17 protein-coding genes are annotated in these 13,797 nt (G+C 66.8%); 6 read left to right on the forward strand and 11 right to left on the reverse strand.

Annotation, left to right across the window (positions count from 1 at the left end; translation table 11 throughout):
* Positions 1-232: 232 nt before the first annotated feature.
* From ACFVWG_RS00370 to ACFVWG_RS00380, 3 genes are all read right to left on the reverse strand, one after another.
* Complete coding sequence (locus tag ACFVWG_RS00370; protein ID WP_391540943.1) at positions 233-997, reverse strand: phosphotransferase; 765 nt, start codon at positions 995-997, stop codon at positions 233-235.
* Positions 998-1,383: 386 nt separating this feature from the next.
* Positions 1,384-1,677, reverse strand: coding sequence for a hypothetical protein (locus ACFVWG_RS00375; protein WP_391540944.1), 294 nt, complete (start codon positions 1,675-1,677; stop codon positions 1,384-1,386).
* A gap of 39 nt (positions 1,678-1,716) precedes the next feature.
* A complete protein-coding gene (locus tag ACFVWG_RS00380; protein WP_391540945.1) occupies positions 1,717-2,289 on the reverse strand; it encodes an HAAS signaling domain-containing protein in 573 nt (190 codons plus the stop codon).
* 132 nt (positions 2,290-2,421) lie between these two features.
* On the opposite strand from ACFVWG_RS00380, the gene ACFVWG_RS00385 reads away from it, so the two are divergent.
* On the forward strand, positions 2,422-3,060 hold the full coding sequence (locus tag ACFVWG_RS00385; protein ID WP_391540946.1) for a hypothetical protein: 639 nt from the start codon (positions 2,422-2,424) through the stop codon (positions 3,058-3,060).
* Here ACFVWG_RS00385 and ACFVWG_RS00390 read toward each other — a convergent pair.
* Positions 3,057-3,314, reverse strand: coding sequence for a hypothetical protein (locus ACFVWG_RS00390; RefSeq protein ID WP_391540947.1), 258 nt, complete (start codon positions 3,312-3,314; stop codon positions 3,057-3,059). The two genes, ACFVWG_RS00385 and ACFVWG_RS00390, sit on opposite strands and share 4 nt — an antisense overlap.
* A 43-nt stretch (positions 3,315-3,357) precedes the next feature.
* Positions 3,358-3,852, reverse strand: a complete 495-nt coding sequence (locus tag ACFVWG_RS00395) for an NUDIX hydrolase (protein WP_391540948.1) — start codon at positions 3,850-3,852, stop codon at positions 3,358-3,360.
* A gap of 59 nt (positions 3,853-3,911) precedes the next feature.
* Here ACFVWG_RS00395 and ACFVWG_RS00400 point away from each other — a divergent pair, with 59 nt between their 5' ends.
* Entirely contained in the window at positions 3,912-4,478 is a 567-nt protein-coding gene (locus tag ACFVWG_RS00400; RefSeq protein WP_391540949.1) for a DUF664 domain-containing protein, read from the forward strand.
* Here ACFVWG_RS00400 and ACFVWG_RS00405 read toward each other — a convergent pair.
* The 5 genes from ACFVWG_RS00405 to ACFVWG_RS00425 all read right to left on the reverse strand — a co-directional run bounded on the left by ACFVWG_RS00405 (position 4,467) and on the right by ACFVWG_RS00425 (position 9,971).
* Entirely contained in the window at positions 4,467-4,862 is a 396-nt protein-coding gene (locus tag ACFVWG_RS00405) for a hypothetical protein (protein ID WP_391540950.1), read from the reverse strand. The genes ACFVWG_RS00400 and ACFVWG_RS00405 overlap by 12 nt on opposite strands.
* Before the next feature lie 10 nt (positions 4,863-4,872).
* A complete protein-coding gene (locus ACFVWG_RS00410; RefSeq protein WP_391540951.1) occupies positions 4,873-6,663 on the reverse strand; it encodes a heparinase II/III family protein in 1,791 nt (596 codons plus the stop codon).
* 23 nt (positions 6,664-6,686) lie between these two features.
* Positions 6,687-7,604, reverse strand: coding sequence for a hypothetical protein (locus ACFVWG_RS00415; protein ID WP_391540952.1), 918 nt, complete (start codon positions 7,602-7,604; stop codon positions 6,687-6,689).
* Between the two features lie 71 nt (positions 7,605-7,675).
* Positions 7,676-9,394 (reverse strand): heparinase II/III family protein, encoded by a 1,719-nt coding sequence (locus ACFVWG_RS00420; RefSeq protein ID WP_391540953.1) that lies wholly within the window; start codon positions 9,392-9,394, stop codon positions 7,676-7,678.
* Positions 9,395-9,596: 202 nt separating this feature from the next.
* Entirely contained in the window at positions 9,597-9,971 is a 375-nt protein-coding gene (locus tag ACFVWG_RS00425; RefSeq protein WP_391540954.1) for a VOC family protein, read from the reverse strand.
* 151 nt (positions 9,972-10,122) lie between these two features.
* On the opposite strand from ACFVWG_RS00425, the gene ACFVWG_RS00430 reads away from it, so the two are divergent.
* Positions 10,123-10,533, forward strand: coding sequence for a VOC family protein (locus ACFVWG_RS00430; RefSeq protein WP_391540955.1), 411 nt, complete (start codon positions 10,123-10,125; stop codon positions 10,531-10,533).
* A 98-nt stretch (positions 10,534-10,631) separates the two neighbouring features.
* Positions 10,632-11,579: an alpha/beta fold hydrolase gene (locus tag ACFVWG_RS00435; RefSeq protein WP_391540956.1), complete on the forward strand. Its 948-nt coding sequence runs from the start codon at positions 10,632-10,634 to the stop codon at positions 11,577-11,579.
* Here the strand turns inward: ACFVWG_RS00435 and ACFVWG_RS00440 are convergent.
* Entirely contained in the window at positions 11,550-12,398 is an 849-nt protein-coding gene (locus ACFVWG_RS00440; protein ID WP_391540957.1) for a LysR family transcriptional regulator, read from the reverse strand. The genes ACFVWG_RS00435 and ACFVWG_RS00440 overlap by 30 nt on opposite strands.
* 85 nt (positions 12,399-12,483) lie before the next feature.
* Between ACFVWG_RS00440 and ACFVWG_RS00445 the strand changes: the two genes are divergently transcribed.
* Both ACFVWG_RS00445 and ACFVWG_RS00450 read left to right on the forward strand, forming a co-directional pair.
* Positions 12,484-13,209: an SDR family oxidoreductase gene (locus ACFVWG_RS00445; RefSeq protein WP_391540958.1), complete on the forward strand. Its 726-nt coding sequence runs from the start codon at positions 12,484-12,486 to the stop codon at positions 13,207-13,209.
* Positions 13,210-13,257: 48 nt separating this feature from the next.
* Positions 13,258-13,767 carry a DinB family protein gene (locus tag ACFVWG_RS00450; RefSeq protein WP_391540959.1) on the forward strand — a complete coding sequence of 170 codons (510 nt, stop codon included), beginning with the start codon at positions 13,258-13,260 and terminating at the stop codon, positions 13,765-13,767.
* Positions 13,768-13,797: the final 30 nt, after the last annotated feature.

Here is a 13,797-nt window from a genome sequence, read left to right on the forward strand (position 1 = left end):
CGGAAAAGCGAGAGCTTCCCTGGCGAACCGGCCTGAGCCTGAAACGACCTCATCGAGTGCGCCCTGACCAGGCATTTCATCCCCAGACAGCCTGCTGACCAGGCTTTGTGGCGCGGAGCCTTGAGTGATGAGGAGGGTCGTCGGTTCGATTCCGACAGGCGGCTCCACCGGGACCCCCAGGTCAGAGGGTCGCGCTAGGTGCGTGTCCGGGCTGGTCTGGACTAGCAGCGATTTAGGGGGATGGAGCGGGTGTGGTCTCGAGAGCCCAGAGCTCGCGGTAGTACGCGGTCAGGATCGGATCGGGCCTTACTCCGTACGCGGAAAGCAAGGTCTCCTCCCAGCCTGGGCCGTAGTTCCACTCAGTACTCCAAGTCGCGACAGCGAGGTCGGCCCATCGGTCAGCCTTACCGAGGTGAGCCATATCGACATGGCCCGAGTAGTGACCGTCCTCAGTGATGAGAGTGTTTGGCACACAGGCGTCGCCGTGGCACACCACCAGCTTGTCGATCGGGGGCGAGTCTGGGAGACCGCTCGTCGAGTCCTTGCCGGCAGCAGCGGCTTGCTCAAGTCTGTCTTCCACCGACCAGGTGAATGGACACCTGTCAACTGGCAGCTCGTCGTGAAGCGCTCGCAGTCCTACGCCAGTTGCCCGGACGGCCGTCTCGGGATTTGCTTTCCAGTGATCGCTGATAGCGCTGTCCCCGGGCAGCCCGGCCGTAAGCATCCAGGCTCCGTCGGTGTCCGCCCCGTAGTCGAGCACGACTGGTACCGATGCGAACTCACTCGCCCATTGCAGCCGCTCGACTTCTGCGGACAGATCGACGCCAGATCCGGCCGGTGCCCACTTTGCGAACCTGCGCGAGGGTCCTGCACCTACCTGGAAGGTCAGGCCGCCAAGGCCGTTGCGCCAGACCGGGGTAACCGAGTGGTTGCCGCCGAGTCGACGAATCTGCGCAGGCACGGCTACATCGTCGGGCGGGCGGCCGCTGATCAGCATGGATCGAGCCTCCCGCGTCAGGTTCTGGAAGTGCTAACGCATTTGGCTAACACGCCGGGGTGGACTGATGGCGACGGGTGTAGACGGTTCCGAGAATATCGGGGCATGCGCGCCGTCAATGACCCCGGCAGCTGAAGGTCGTCGACTCGATTGGGGCGGGCGGCTCCACCAGAGCCGTTCGAGGCCCCCGAGAGGCCTCGGTGTGGTCGGTGACCTTCTGCACCGCGTCCCAGAGGCTGTCGTCGAGCAGGTGGCCGTAGGCGGTGCTGAGCTGCCGGTCGGAGCTGTGGCCCACGGTCGATGATCGGGACTACGTCTGCGATGAGTGGCACCGTCCGAGCCCGCTTGTTCTTGGGGTCACTCTGTAGTGCTGCGCTGGGCGTACATCAGATGGGGTCGAACGCGGATGCGAGAGCGACCGCCAGGCAGCGATAGTGCTGCATGAGTGGGCCGACGAGCGTCGGGTCGGACTCCATTGCGGAGCACAGGCCTTTCGCTGTGTCCTCGATTCGGTCGTCACGATCGGGGTGCCTCCGCTTGTTTCTACGGTCGAACGCTCGCCACCGCCGCCAGCCGACATCGAGCACCGTCGCGTGACTGCCGGGGTCGGCCAGTGGGCACCCCTCGCTCCACAACTTCGCGAGCGCTGCCATCGCTGCTGTGTGCGTCGTGTCGTCCACAACCGGAGCATTACATGTCCGGACAGACAGCTCCGAGGGCTAGTTGCTGGCTGAGGTTTCTGGTGTGGCGCGGGTGAGCGGGGTCCGGGTGGTGGAGCGCCCGGGGCGACCGTTCTTGAGCAAGGGGATGACCGGGGCGATGATGACGACGCTCATGATCACGAGCATCAGCCCGATCGGGAAAGAGAAGTTGAACTCCCAGATCAGGGCGACGCCGTAGCCCAGCGGCCAGCCCAGGGTGGCCAGGAGCTTCTCGCCGCGAGTCCAGCGGTCGGAGGTCCACAGCAGCCAGACGCCGACCAGCCAGCCGATCGCCAGGGCGAAAGGTCCGATGACCAGCAGCGCCACCGCGGCGAAGTCCCGGAGGCGAAAGCGCGGCGGGACGTCGACCTGGACCAAGCCGTCGTTTGATGCGGCGACGATGTCGGCGGGATCGCCGAGGCGCTGCAACACTGCGCGCACGTCGTCCTCCGAGGTCGCCCCCTCGGCACGCGCCTCTGCGATGTGCGTCGTCATGTCGGCGATGAGCTCAGTACGGCGCTCCGCCGGCAACGCCTCGGCGGCCGTGGCCAGCTCCTTCAGGTACGCCTCGACCAGCCGGTCAGCGCTCATTTCGTGTCCCCGTCTCTCTGCCCCGGATGAGGGCTTCGTCGACTACTATGCGAGACAAGGTATCTGTCAACGCACGTGAGTGCAACACGATGGCAGGATGTGTCCAGGCCCGGATCGGGCATTGTTGGGCGGGTGACTGTTGACGAGCTGGCCGAAGCGGTGGGCAGGGAGCTCTTCCAGCGGACCTGTACGACGGCCTGGGCCACCGCCGCGCATGAGGGTCGCCGAACCAAGGCAACCTGGCCGGACGACGAGTCCGACGTACCGCATGAGCTGTCCGACCTGATCGACGGCGACGCGGCCCTTGGGTTCGCGCTCTACCGCGCGATGCCGTGTTACGCCGTACTGATGTACGTCGGCTTCGAGCCGCACGACGAGGCGTTCTGGGCAGAGGTCCGCTCGCTACTCGACGACGCCGACGACCGGCTCGCCGTACCAATGGCGTACTGGCTGTGGTGCGGCCCGCTGGAGGCGCATGCGGAGGTCGCGGACGCCTGGCGGCAGATCACCGCTGGTGCCGGAGCACTCCGGCTGCGCAGGCTGCTCGACATCTCGGGGCCTGTGCCCTGGGAACTCAAAGCGCCGCTACTCGAACACCTCTCCAAGCAAACCGACTGGCACGAGCCAGTGCTCGGTGCCCTGGAGGCCGCAGCCTTCGACTACTTCGGCGAGCTCAACCAACCCGCAGCCCGTCGCCTCCTCAACACCCTCGCGCTGCCGCCCGACCGCACCAAAACCCTGCAGGACAGGCTCCGCGAATCTGGGCGCTAGTCGTCGTCTTCTTCTACGCGGAAGGAGTCGAGGGCTCGTTCGCGCAGCATGTCTAGCTGGATGGTGAGGACGCCGATGACCTCTTCGACGTTCATGCCTTCGGTTTCGCGGAAGGCCCAGCTCGGGTGGCCTTCGGCGTCGAGGCACTTGACCAGGACGATGCCTTCCAGGGCGGTCCACCCTGGGAGCAGTTCGGGCACTTGGAAGCCGTCGCCCAAGACCTGGCCGATCGGTTGTCCGTAGTCGGTAGACATGGGCCGCATGGTGTCAGGTGATCGGGGCTGCGTGCCAGCAGGTTCAGGTTGGGAGGGGGGCTGTGGTCCAGGTCCAGGTGGTGTTGGTTTGGGTGAAGGTCCAGTGGAGGGGCGTGCCGGTTTGGAGGTAGGCGACGGCTGGGGCTGAGAGGGGTGGGTAGGGGAGGCGGGTGAGGAGGGCGGCGGCTTCGGTGGGTGGGAACCAGCGGGCCTCGAGGATGGCGCCGTCGGGGTCGTCTATGGCGAAGGTGTTGTCTTCTACGGTGGTGGCGTAGTTCCAGGCGTTGGAGATGATCTGGCCGTCGATGACTACGGTGGCTAGCCAGACGAGCTGTAGGGCGCTTTCTGGCGCCTTCAGGCCGGTCTCCTCCAGGAGCTCACGGGCTGAGCCGGCGGCGGGGGTTTCGCCTTCTTCTACGGTTCCGCTGGGAGGACTCCAGTACGGCGCGTCCCACGTCTCGTACTGCTCGCGGACCAGGGCCACCCGTCCGTCGTAGATCGCGATCACTCCGCCGTACCGTCGTACCCGATCAGTCATTTGAGCAGGGTATCGATTCCGGAAGGGGAGCGTCCGGAACGGGGATTACGGTGCTGGGTATGAGTCAGACACCGTGGGAACCGCCGCTGGCGGGGAGTGAGGTTGAGCAGGTGCTCGGGGCGTTGGACCGGCTGCGGGCGACGTTCCGGTACAAGGTGGACGGGCTGGATGCCGCTGGGCTGCAGGTGCGCATCGGAGCGTCGAGTATGACGTTGGGCGGGCTGCTGAAGCATCTGGCGGCCAATGAGGACTACATGTTCAACGTGAAGCTCAGAGGGCTGCCGATCGGGGAGCCGTGGGCCAGTAACGGGTGGAACGACAACAACGACTGGGAGTTCGACTCGGCGGTCGATGACTCGCCTGAGGAGCTGTACGCGTTGTGGGACGGCGCTGTGGAGCGTTCGCGGGAGCGGACGGCTGCGGCGTTGGCGGAGGGCGGCATGGAGTTGCCGGCGCACATCAGTTGGCCGGATGGGCGGCATCCGAGCTTGCGGCGGCTGCTGTGCGACCTGTTGGAGGAGTACGGACGTCACACCGGCCACGCGGATCTCATCCGAGAGGCGGTCGACGGACGGGTCGGTGAGGACCCGCCTGCTGGCTGGCGGCCGGCGGTGTCAGTTCAGTAGTCGCAGCGCCTCGTCGTACTGGGCGCGGTCGAAGACGAATGGTCCGAAGCCGCTGTAGTCCCAGTCCGGCCGGTGGGGTTGTCTGAAGCTGTCCCAAGTGACGGTGTCGGCGTCAGCGTGGATCTGCGCCTCCAGTGGCCAGCATCCCGTGTCGCCGCAGTTACAACCCAGCAGGGGGTACGACGGGGCGGGTTCGCCGACGAGGTGTTCGCGAACACCACCAAGAGCGGACAGGACCCGCCCCGAGTAACCACCTGCAGGGTCAAGGCCTTCCATGCGCTCGTAGCGTGCGACCAGGTCGATCAGGCTGACGCCATTCACCAGGGGAACGAGCTCAGTACCGCCGTCCTCCCACGGCCGCAGCTCGAACCCAACCTGTCGCATGGGCACCAGCCTAGGCGCGCCGCAGCGTCCCGTCAGGTGAAATAGCGACGGTGGTCCGCACCGCGCCTACCTGCAGGTGCACCAGCGTCTGACCGGCCTGCTGGCTGGTGGTGTAGCTGACGACCGAGGTGGCCTGGGCCGGCACGATGACCGAGAGGATCGAGGCACTGCGCCCAGACCGGGTGAAACTGACCACTGGTGCGGCGCTGCGCTTGTCGATCGTCCGGTACTGCCAGCTCGACGTCACGCGAGCCGCCGACACGGGGTCGCCGTACGGGATCTGCAGGAGCACGGTCTTCACCGAATCACCAGGCCGCTGCGCCACGACCGAGCCCGCGCCGTACGGCGTCACCCGCTGTTCCGCAGGCAAGTGCCACAACGTCTCGTACCTTCGCCGTACCGCAGACGTCCCGCGGTCGAGCACCACCATCAGATCCGGATCCTTGAGCACCAGTACGCCGCGCGTCCGCCCCGCGTCGTGGAGCTCGTAGAACTCCGATGTCTCCCGCACCACTGACCGCGTCAACTGAGTCGCCGACGCACCAGCTCCCGACACGGTCATCACGTTGTGCGCGGTCTGCCCCCTGGCCCACCGCTGCGCCGCATCACCCTGGTAGCCCGCATGCCCGCCGTCAACCAGCACGTCACGCCCCAGCGCGGTGTACGTGATCGACATGTGGTCGTCGTGCCCGTGCAGCCGCCGTACGGGCCCAAACCTGATGCTGTACGTCGATTCCGCGTCGAACGGCCGCTCTGAACCCCACCCGGTCCGCCCGAACACGTACCCGGCGGCATAGATCCCGACCCGCTGCGTCGGCGCAGTCCCACGCTTCCCCAGCATCCCGGCGTACTCGAGCGGGGTACCAGCAACCGGCACGGTCCGCACAACCTCAGAGTCTCCTAGCTGATGCAGGTACCCGAGTGAGTTGGTCGCCAGCGCCAGCCAGTTCGCCAGCTGCTGCCGCCGCGCCTTGATCGTCGGACTCGCGTCAACCCCACACTTCCCGAGTACGTCGATCGCACGTCCCCACAGCGAGTAGTTGTACTGCGCATAGGCGGTCGACTGCTCATTGGTCGACCCCTGCGCGTCAATCGCCGTCTTGATCCCCGCGGTGAGCCGATCGGCCGCAGTCCGCTTCAGATCCGCACGTCCCAACGTGCAACCGACTCCGAACAGCGCGAGGCTCTCCTCAGTGCCATGGTTCCAGTCACCACTCCAGTTCCGCTGGAGGAACTGCGCGTGCTGCACCAGCGCGGTGTCGATCCACCTGTACGCCGGTGGCAACCGCGTGACCCGTAGTCCGGACAGCACGGCCTGCCGCAAGCAGATGAGCACATTCGTCCGGTGCATCGTCGGCTCGGTGGCACCTGCGTCGTCTGCCCACGGGTACGGGTTGTCACGCATCCAGTCGTGCGCTATCGCGTCAACGCGTCGCAGTGCTCGCCGATCGCCCTTACCTGCCGCACGAATGCCCTGTCCGAGCCAGCGCAGCGAATGCAGCCACATGTACCAGCTGGGGTTGTCAGCCGGGTTCAGCCGCCAGTTCACGTCCCCGTGTCCATCGCCGACCCGGTACGGCGGTGTGGTCCCCCAAGCGAACGTGTCCCGGTAGAGGTTCTGCACGGGGTTCGGCCGCTCAATCCCGGAGTACGTCGCACAGGTGTAGGTGTCGCGCTGAACCGGAGCCACGGGAGCAGACTGCTGCAGGTCCATCTGCACAGGCCGAGCAGACGGCTCAGACACCCGGTCCGGAACCACCACAGACCCGAGCACCACCGCAGCAGCCACCACGACAGCCACCTGGCGCGACCGCGGTCCGGACACTACTCCGAGCTTTCCAGCGCCTGCGCGATCAGCGCGTTCCGGGCCTTCTGCCCGGCCGGCTGCGTGGTGTGGATCCCGTCCCGCAGGTACGTCCGCACCTGACCGGTCCGCACTGACAGGAACTCCGACCACCGCACCACGTGCAGATTCCGGTGCCGCACAGCCGCCTGGTCCAGCGCATGGTTGATCAGCTCACTGTTGGCTCGATCGGCCGACTGGACCGCCGCCGACATGTCGAACCGGTTGGCGTGCACGTTCACCCAGTACACCGTCCGGTGGGGCCCGGCGATCTTCATCGCCTGCTCGACCTCGGTCGCGAACGCGGACGGCTCGAAGATGTCGTTCGTCCCGACCGCCATCACAATCCGGTCCGGCAGCCCGTACTTGCGGGACCACTCCGCCAACGCATCCACCGCAGCAGACGCAGGCTGTCCCGACCAGTCATGCACAGCGACCGGCGTACCGGTCTGAGCAGCCACCAGCTTCTCCAGCGCCGGCCCGTCCTGTACGGCGATGCTGTCGCCGAACATGAACACTCCGTCACCGCGAACCGTCGCCCGGATCTTCGCGACACTCGAAATCCGCCGGCTCAGGTTCTCCCACGGCCCCAGCCGCCCCGAGCCGGATCGACCCGGCTCGGTGGGCCGCGTCACCGGCGGCCGATCCGCCGTCGTCGGTGCGACTGAGGGGCGCGGCGGCGACTTCACCGGCCCGGGCGTCGGCGTACGGTCATCTGCGCTCGACGCCGCCACATTCACCAGCGGCTGCTCCGCGTCAGCTCCGGCCTGCACCACGGCCACCACCGAACCACCCAGCACCGCCACCGCAGTCAACGCCCCACTGAGCGCCATCCACCGGCCGGTAATGAGCCTCCACGGACCGACGAACAGCTCGCGGCCCGCATCCCGACGACTCAACCCGCCCTCCACAGCTCAAGCTTCCGACCGCCCTAACTTACCCCGCCAAGGCGGCCGGAAGCCCCACGAGCTCAGGACATCCGCACCAGCGACCCGCCGCCGGTGACTCCGAACGACACCTTCGTGCCGTCGACGGTGAGGTCCACGACGTACGTCGTACCGGACATGCGGGTTTTGTAGGTGACCTGGCCGTTGGCGCGGACCGGGACGATCAGGGAGAGGATCGTGGCGGACTTGCCGGAGCGGGCGAAGATGACCGTGGAGGCCGCCTTGCGGGTGGTGATGTGCGGGAAGTGCCAGCCCTGGATGGGGTTGGTCTGGCCGGTCTTGACCTGGGTGGCTCCGGCCGGCAGTGCGCCCTTGTAGGGCAGCTGGATGAGGACGGTGCGGGTGTTGTCGCCGGTCGCCTTGGCTACAGCGGCTGCCCGGCCCGAGACGGTTGCGCGCTGGTCGGAGGGCAGGTGCCAGAGGGTCTGGAACTGCTGTGCAGTCTTGGCGGTGGCCCGGTCGAGGGTGACGACCACGTCCGGCTTGCTCAGGACCAGGACCGCACGAGTGCGGCTGACACCGGCTGCGGGGGCGTCGCTCATCTCGTAGAAGTCCGCACCGGCGCGCACCGAGGAACGGGTGAGCTTGGTGATCGGGTTCGTGTCGGCGAGCTTCGGGGTCGTCATCACGTTGTTCGCGGACGGGCCGACGAGCCAGGCCCGCCAGGCGGCGTTGGAGTAGCCGGCATAGCCGGTGCCGACGAGGATGTCGCGGCCGCGCGCCTGGTAGGTAAGGGACGTGTGGTCGCTGTGCCCGTGCAGGACGCGCTTGGGTCCGAAACGCAGGCTGTACGCCGATTCGCTCGTGTACGGTGTGGTCGCGGAACCCCAGCCGGAGCGGCCGAACACGTAGCCGGCCGAGTAGATCTTGACGCGGTCCTTGGGAGGCGTGCCGGTCTTGCCCAGGCTGGCGGCGTACTCGATCGGCGTACCGGGGACGTTGCTGGTCTTCACGTACTCGGTGTCGCCGATCTGCTGGATCGTGCCGAGCGGCGTGGTGGCATGCGCGATGAACGTTGCCAGCAAGGCGCGACGCGCGCTGATCGTCTTGCCCGGGTCGACGCCGCAGTCCTGCAGCGCCTTCGCGGCGCGGCCCCAGAGGCTGTAGTTGAACTGGGCATAGCCGGTCGACTGCTCGTTGGTCGCACCCTGGGCGTCGATCGACGTGGTGATTGCCTTGTTCAACCGATCCTGCGCGGTCTTCCTGTAGGTCGCGTTGTTGAGAGTGCAGCCGATACCGAACAGAGCGATGCTCTCGTCAGTGCCGTGGTTGCCCTGGCCACCCCAGTTGGCGGTCATGAACTTGGCGTGGTTGATCAGCGCCGTGTCCAGCCAGGCATAGGAGGCCGGCAGCTTGGTGACCTTGAGGTTGGTCAGCACGGCCTGGCGGAGACAGATCAGCACGTTGGTGCGGTGCATCGTCGCCTCGTGGGCGGCCGGGTTCGCCTTCCAGGAGTACGGGTTGTCCTTCACCCAGTCCTTGGCGATCGCGGTCACGTGGGCGAGCGCGGCCTTGTCGCCGTTGCTCGCCGCGGTGATGCCCTGGCCGATCCAGCGCAACGAGTGCAGCCACATGTACCAGCTGGGATTCTTGTACGGGTTGGCCTTCCAGTTGATGTTGCCCTTCCCGTCACCGACCTTGGTCGGCTTGAACTTGCTCCAGATGAAGGTGTCCTTCATCACCGCGCTCAGCGGTACGGCGTCGTCGATCGTGCTGTACCCGGGGCATGCGTAACCCCCCACGACGACCGCCGTGGCGGGAGCGGGGGCGAGAAAGCCACCCACTCCTGCCGTTGCGAGCGCAAGCGAAACCACACGTCCGAGCACTGATGTCCCCTAGCCCCAAGCTGCACCCCAGCAGCAACCCAAACTTCTTGACATCCATGACGATGCTCGGTTCGCCGGATAAGTTGTGAGTTGCTTCAGGCAAGCTTCCGGATCTGGGTCAGGCGCTGCGTTCGGCCTCGCTGCGCTCGACGCAGAACTCGTTCTGCTCGGGGTCGAGCATGGTGACCCAGCCGGGGCCCTCGGGGGTGCGGTGGTCCTCGTGGATGCTCGCGCCGAACTCCTGCAGCCGCTCGACCTCTTCGTCGCGGGTGCGCTCGGTCGGCACCCAGTCGATGTGCACCCGGTTCTTCACCGTCTTCGACTCCGGGACCCGGATGAACAGCAGCCCCGGCACCGGCGCGGGCGCCATCACCAGGACCTCGTCGTCCCCGGGCTCGTCGCCCTCGCCCAGCGGCCAGCCGGTCGTGGTGCTCCAGAACTGCGCGAGCTGGTACGGGTTTTCGGCATCGATCGTGATGTGTCGCAAGATCATGGCCAGACTTTAGCTCCGAACACAGGGCGTCCGGCCGGTGACGCAAAGGGGTTGGTCGGGCTGGAGGCTCGCGGACTGTCGGCAGGCGGGTCTAGGGTGCCGAACAGGGTGGTTTCAGCCACGTGTTGTTTCCAGGCAGGGGGAGATCTGAATGGCGTCTCGGTTGAATCCGTACATCCAGTTCGACGGGAGTGCGCGGGAGGCTCTGGAGTTCTACCAGGGCGTGTTCGGCGGTGAGCTGACGACGAGCACCTTCGGTGAGTTCGGGGCCGGTCACGGCGGCGACGACGACAACAAGCTCATGCACGGTCAGTTGGAGACCCCGAGCGGGTACACGCTGATGGCCGCGGACACGCCGCAGGGAATGCCGTACAACCCCGGCGAGAACATCTCGGTCAGCCTCAGCGGTGACGACGGTGACGACCTGCGCGGGTACTTCACGAAGCTCTCCGACGGCGGCAAGGTCACCGTCGCGCTGGAGAAGCAGATGTGGGGCGACGAGTTCGGTCAGGTCACCGACCGGTTCGGCATCAACTGGATGCTGAACATCAGCGGTAGCTAGGGCGTGTCTCTTAACTCCCCGCCTACTAGTCGCAGCTGAGCAGGACTCGGCCCCTCGGCGACTCAGCCCCCGAGGGGCCGTGCACTTTGGTACGGCCGGTGAGAGATCAGGGAGCGCGGTTGGCGGAGGACGGCGTACAGGTTCTGGACGGGCGCTGGGTCGAGCTCTGGGACGGCGGAGAGCCGACCGGTGCTCCGGTGATGTTCCTGGCCGGCTGCCCGGACACGCGGCACGCGGCGTATGCGGGTGATGATGCCGCTCGCCGGCTCGGCGTACGGCTGATCGCGATCAACCGGCCCGGGTACGGGCGATCGACCAGTCAGGTGTCCACCCATGCCTCGGTGGCTGATGATGTCGTCGCTGTGGCGGACGCCCTGGGGATCGGGCGATTCGCGGTGGCGGGGATGTCGATCGGAGGCCCGTACGCCGTTGCTTGCGCGACCCGGCATCCCGACCGTGTGACCGCATTAGGGGTGCTGGCGAGTCCGGCGAGCGTTCCGGAGCTGGACCCGCCGTACCACCGTGATGACCTCGACCCGGACCAGCAGACGTTCTTCAACCAGCTCGCCCGCATCACGCCGGAACAGGCCGTCGAGCAGATGCGTCCCGACTTCCTGGCGTACCTCGCCCAGCTCGACCCCGGCGACCCGGACGACACTGCCCTGGTACGGCGTTTCCTGACCGAACTGGGCCCAGTGGACGCCGAGGTGCTGCGTCGGGCGTCCGGCGAGGTCAACGGCTACCGGCTGGGTTCGGACCCGGCAATCGCTGCCGCGATCCGCGAAGCCTTGGTCAACCCGGACGGGTACCTGCGTGATGCCGCAATCTCCTTCCGTGCCTGGGACTTCCGCCCTGAGGACGTTCGTTGCCCAACGCACCTTTGGTACGGCGATCTGGACACGAACGCCTCAGTGCGCAACGGGTATTGGCTGGCCGACCGGATCCCGGGAGCGAAGCTCGTCGTCCACCCGCAGACGACTCATCTCGCCGTACTGCAGAAGCACTGGCCGGCAGTGTTAGACAGTCTCGCGGAGAGCGGTCGCTGACCGGATGAGCGACGCGACCGCTTGGGAACGGCTGGTCGGTCGCCAGGCGATCAAGGTGGTGACGTCGGGTGCGTCGATCACCGGGACGGACACGTGTTCGGGCCACTGCCAGGCGCGGCTGGATGCCGGGATGACGAGCAGTGTCTTGCTGAGCGCGACCAGCTGAGCCAGCTGCGATTGCGTGTGCACCTCCGGGCCGGGCCCGTCCAGGTAGGTCCCGTCGAGCTCGGGCCAGCGGGCGATGGGCAGGTCCGGCACGTTGCTGACCTCGGCCAGGGTGAGCTTCTCCCGGGCCGCGAGCGGATGTTTCGCGGGAAGAATCGCGACCTGGCCCTCGGTGTGGAGCTCTTCGGTGTCGAAGCCGGACAGATCGTCGTACGGGTGGTGCAGGAGGGCGACATCGGCGCTCCCGTCCCGCAGCAGTCCAGCCTGTTCGGTCACCTCGCACAGCAAGATCTCGATGCTGTCCTTGCCCACGACATCGAGGAGTCGCTGGAGCAGTTCGTGGGACGCACCGGACTTCGTGGCAAGGATCAACGGCCGCTGTGGATCGGCTGCCCGCCTGGTCCGACGCACTGCCGCGGAGACCGCGTCCAGAGCGGTCCTGGCCTCGACGAGCAGCACGTGGCCGGCCTCGGTGAGCGAGACACCGCGACGGTTCCGGGTGAGCAGTTCGACGCCGAGCCGATGCTCCACCTGGCGGATGGCCCGCGACAACGGCGGCTGGGCGATCCCGAGGCGATCGGCGGCGCGGCCGAAATGCAGCTCCTCGGCGACCGCGACGAAGTACCGGAGTTCGCGAGTCTCGAGATCGTCCACACGTGCATCCTACGCGCTGTGATACCGGTGAGGTATCACAGCGGAGCCGATCGGTCTTGGACGCTGAGCGTGGGTCGCGCCAACGATGGGTGGTGTGAACGACACCAAGACTGCGCTGGTCACCGGCGCGAACAAGGGAATCGGCTTCGCCATCGCCCAGGGACTCGGAGCACTCGGCTTCAGGGTTGCGGTCGGCGCCCGCGACGACGTCCGGCGGAAGGAGGCCGTCGAGAAGCTGCAGGCGGCGGGTATCGACGCGTTCGGTGTCGGCCTCGATGTCACTTCCAACGAGAGTGTCGCTGCGGCGGCGCAGACCGTCGAGCAGACTGCCGGGAGGCTCGACGTACTCGTCAACAACGCCGGCATCGCCGGCCCGATCGACGATGGGGCTCAGGATCCGACGACGCTCGACCTGGACGTCCTCCGCACGGTGCTCGACACCAACGTCTTCGGGGTTGTCCGGGTGACGAACGCGATGCTGCCGCTGCTTCGTCGCGCGGACTCGCCGCGCATCGTCAACATGTCGAGCAACATGGGCTCGCTGACCCTGCAGACCGGCCCGATCCTCGCTGCCTATGCGCCGTCGAAGTCGATGCTGAACAGCATCACGGCCGTGTACGCCCGTCAGTTCGACGGCACCAATGTCATCGTGAACGCCGCCTGCCCCGGCTACGTCGCGACCGACTTCAACAACTACAACGGGTTCCGGACTCCGGAGGAAGGGGCCGGGATCGCGATCAGGCTGGCGACGTTGCCGGACGACGGACCGCGGGGTGGCTTCTTCGACGACGCCGGGCCGGTGTCCTGGTAGGCGGAAAATCAGGTTCGCTGCGGTGGGTCGCCGGGCTAGCTTGAGGACATGGGACACAACGACGTGCTGCGCGACCCCATCAGGCACAACAACTGGGCGACGAAGAGTCTGATCAGGTTCTGCCGGGATCAGAGGCTGACTGCCGAACAGCTCGAGGTGACCGGCGTCGGGACGTTCGGCGGGATCGTGGCGACTCTCGATCACATCGTGCGCTGCGACGGGAGCTACCTGCGCCGGATCGCCGACCGGCCGCTCGACTTCGTCGACAGCGAGGCGGCGCCGGACTTCGACCTGCTGGAGCAGTGGAACGACGAGGCCGGTGTGGTGTGGGAGGCGTTCCTCGATGGTCCGATCGATCCGGAGCGGGTGCTGAGCGTCGACAACAACACCCGAGGGTCGCGGGTCGGGATCTTCATCGCGCAGGCGATCAATCACGCCAACCACCACCGCGAGCAGGTGTGCGCGATCCTGACCGGTCTCGGCATCGAGCCGCCGGACATCCAGGCGTGGGAGTACGCCTGGGAGACCGAACGGATCTGGGACCTCCCGGCGAACTGACGCGATGCCCCCGACAACCTGATGTGGCGC

The organism is Kribbella sp. NPDC058245, from assembly GCF_042882005.1.
Lineage (GTDB): Bacteria > Actinomycetota > Actinomycetes > Propionibacteriales > Kribbellaceae > Kribbella.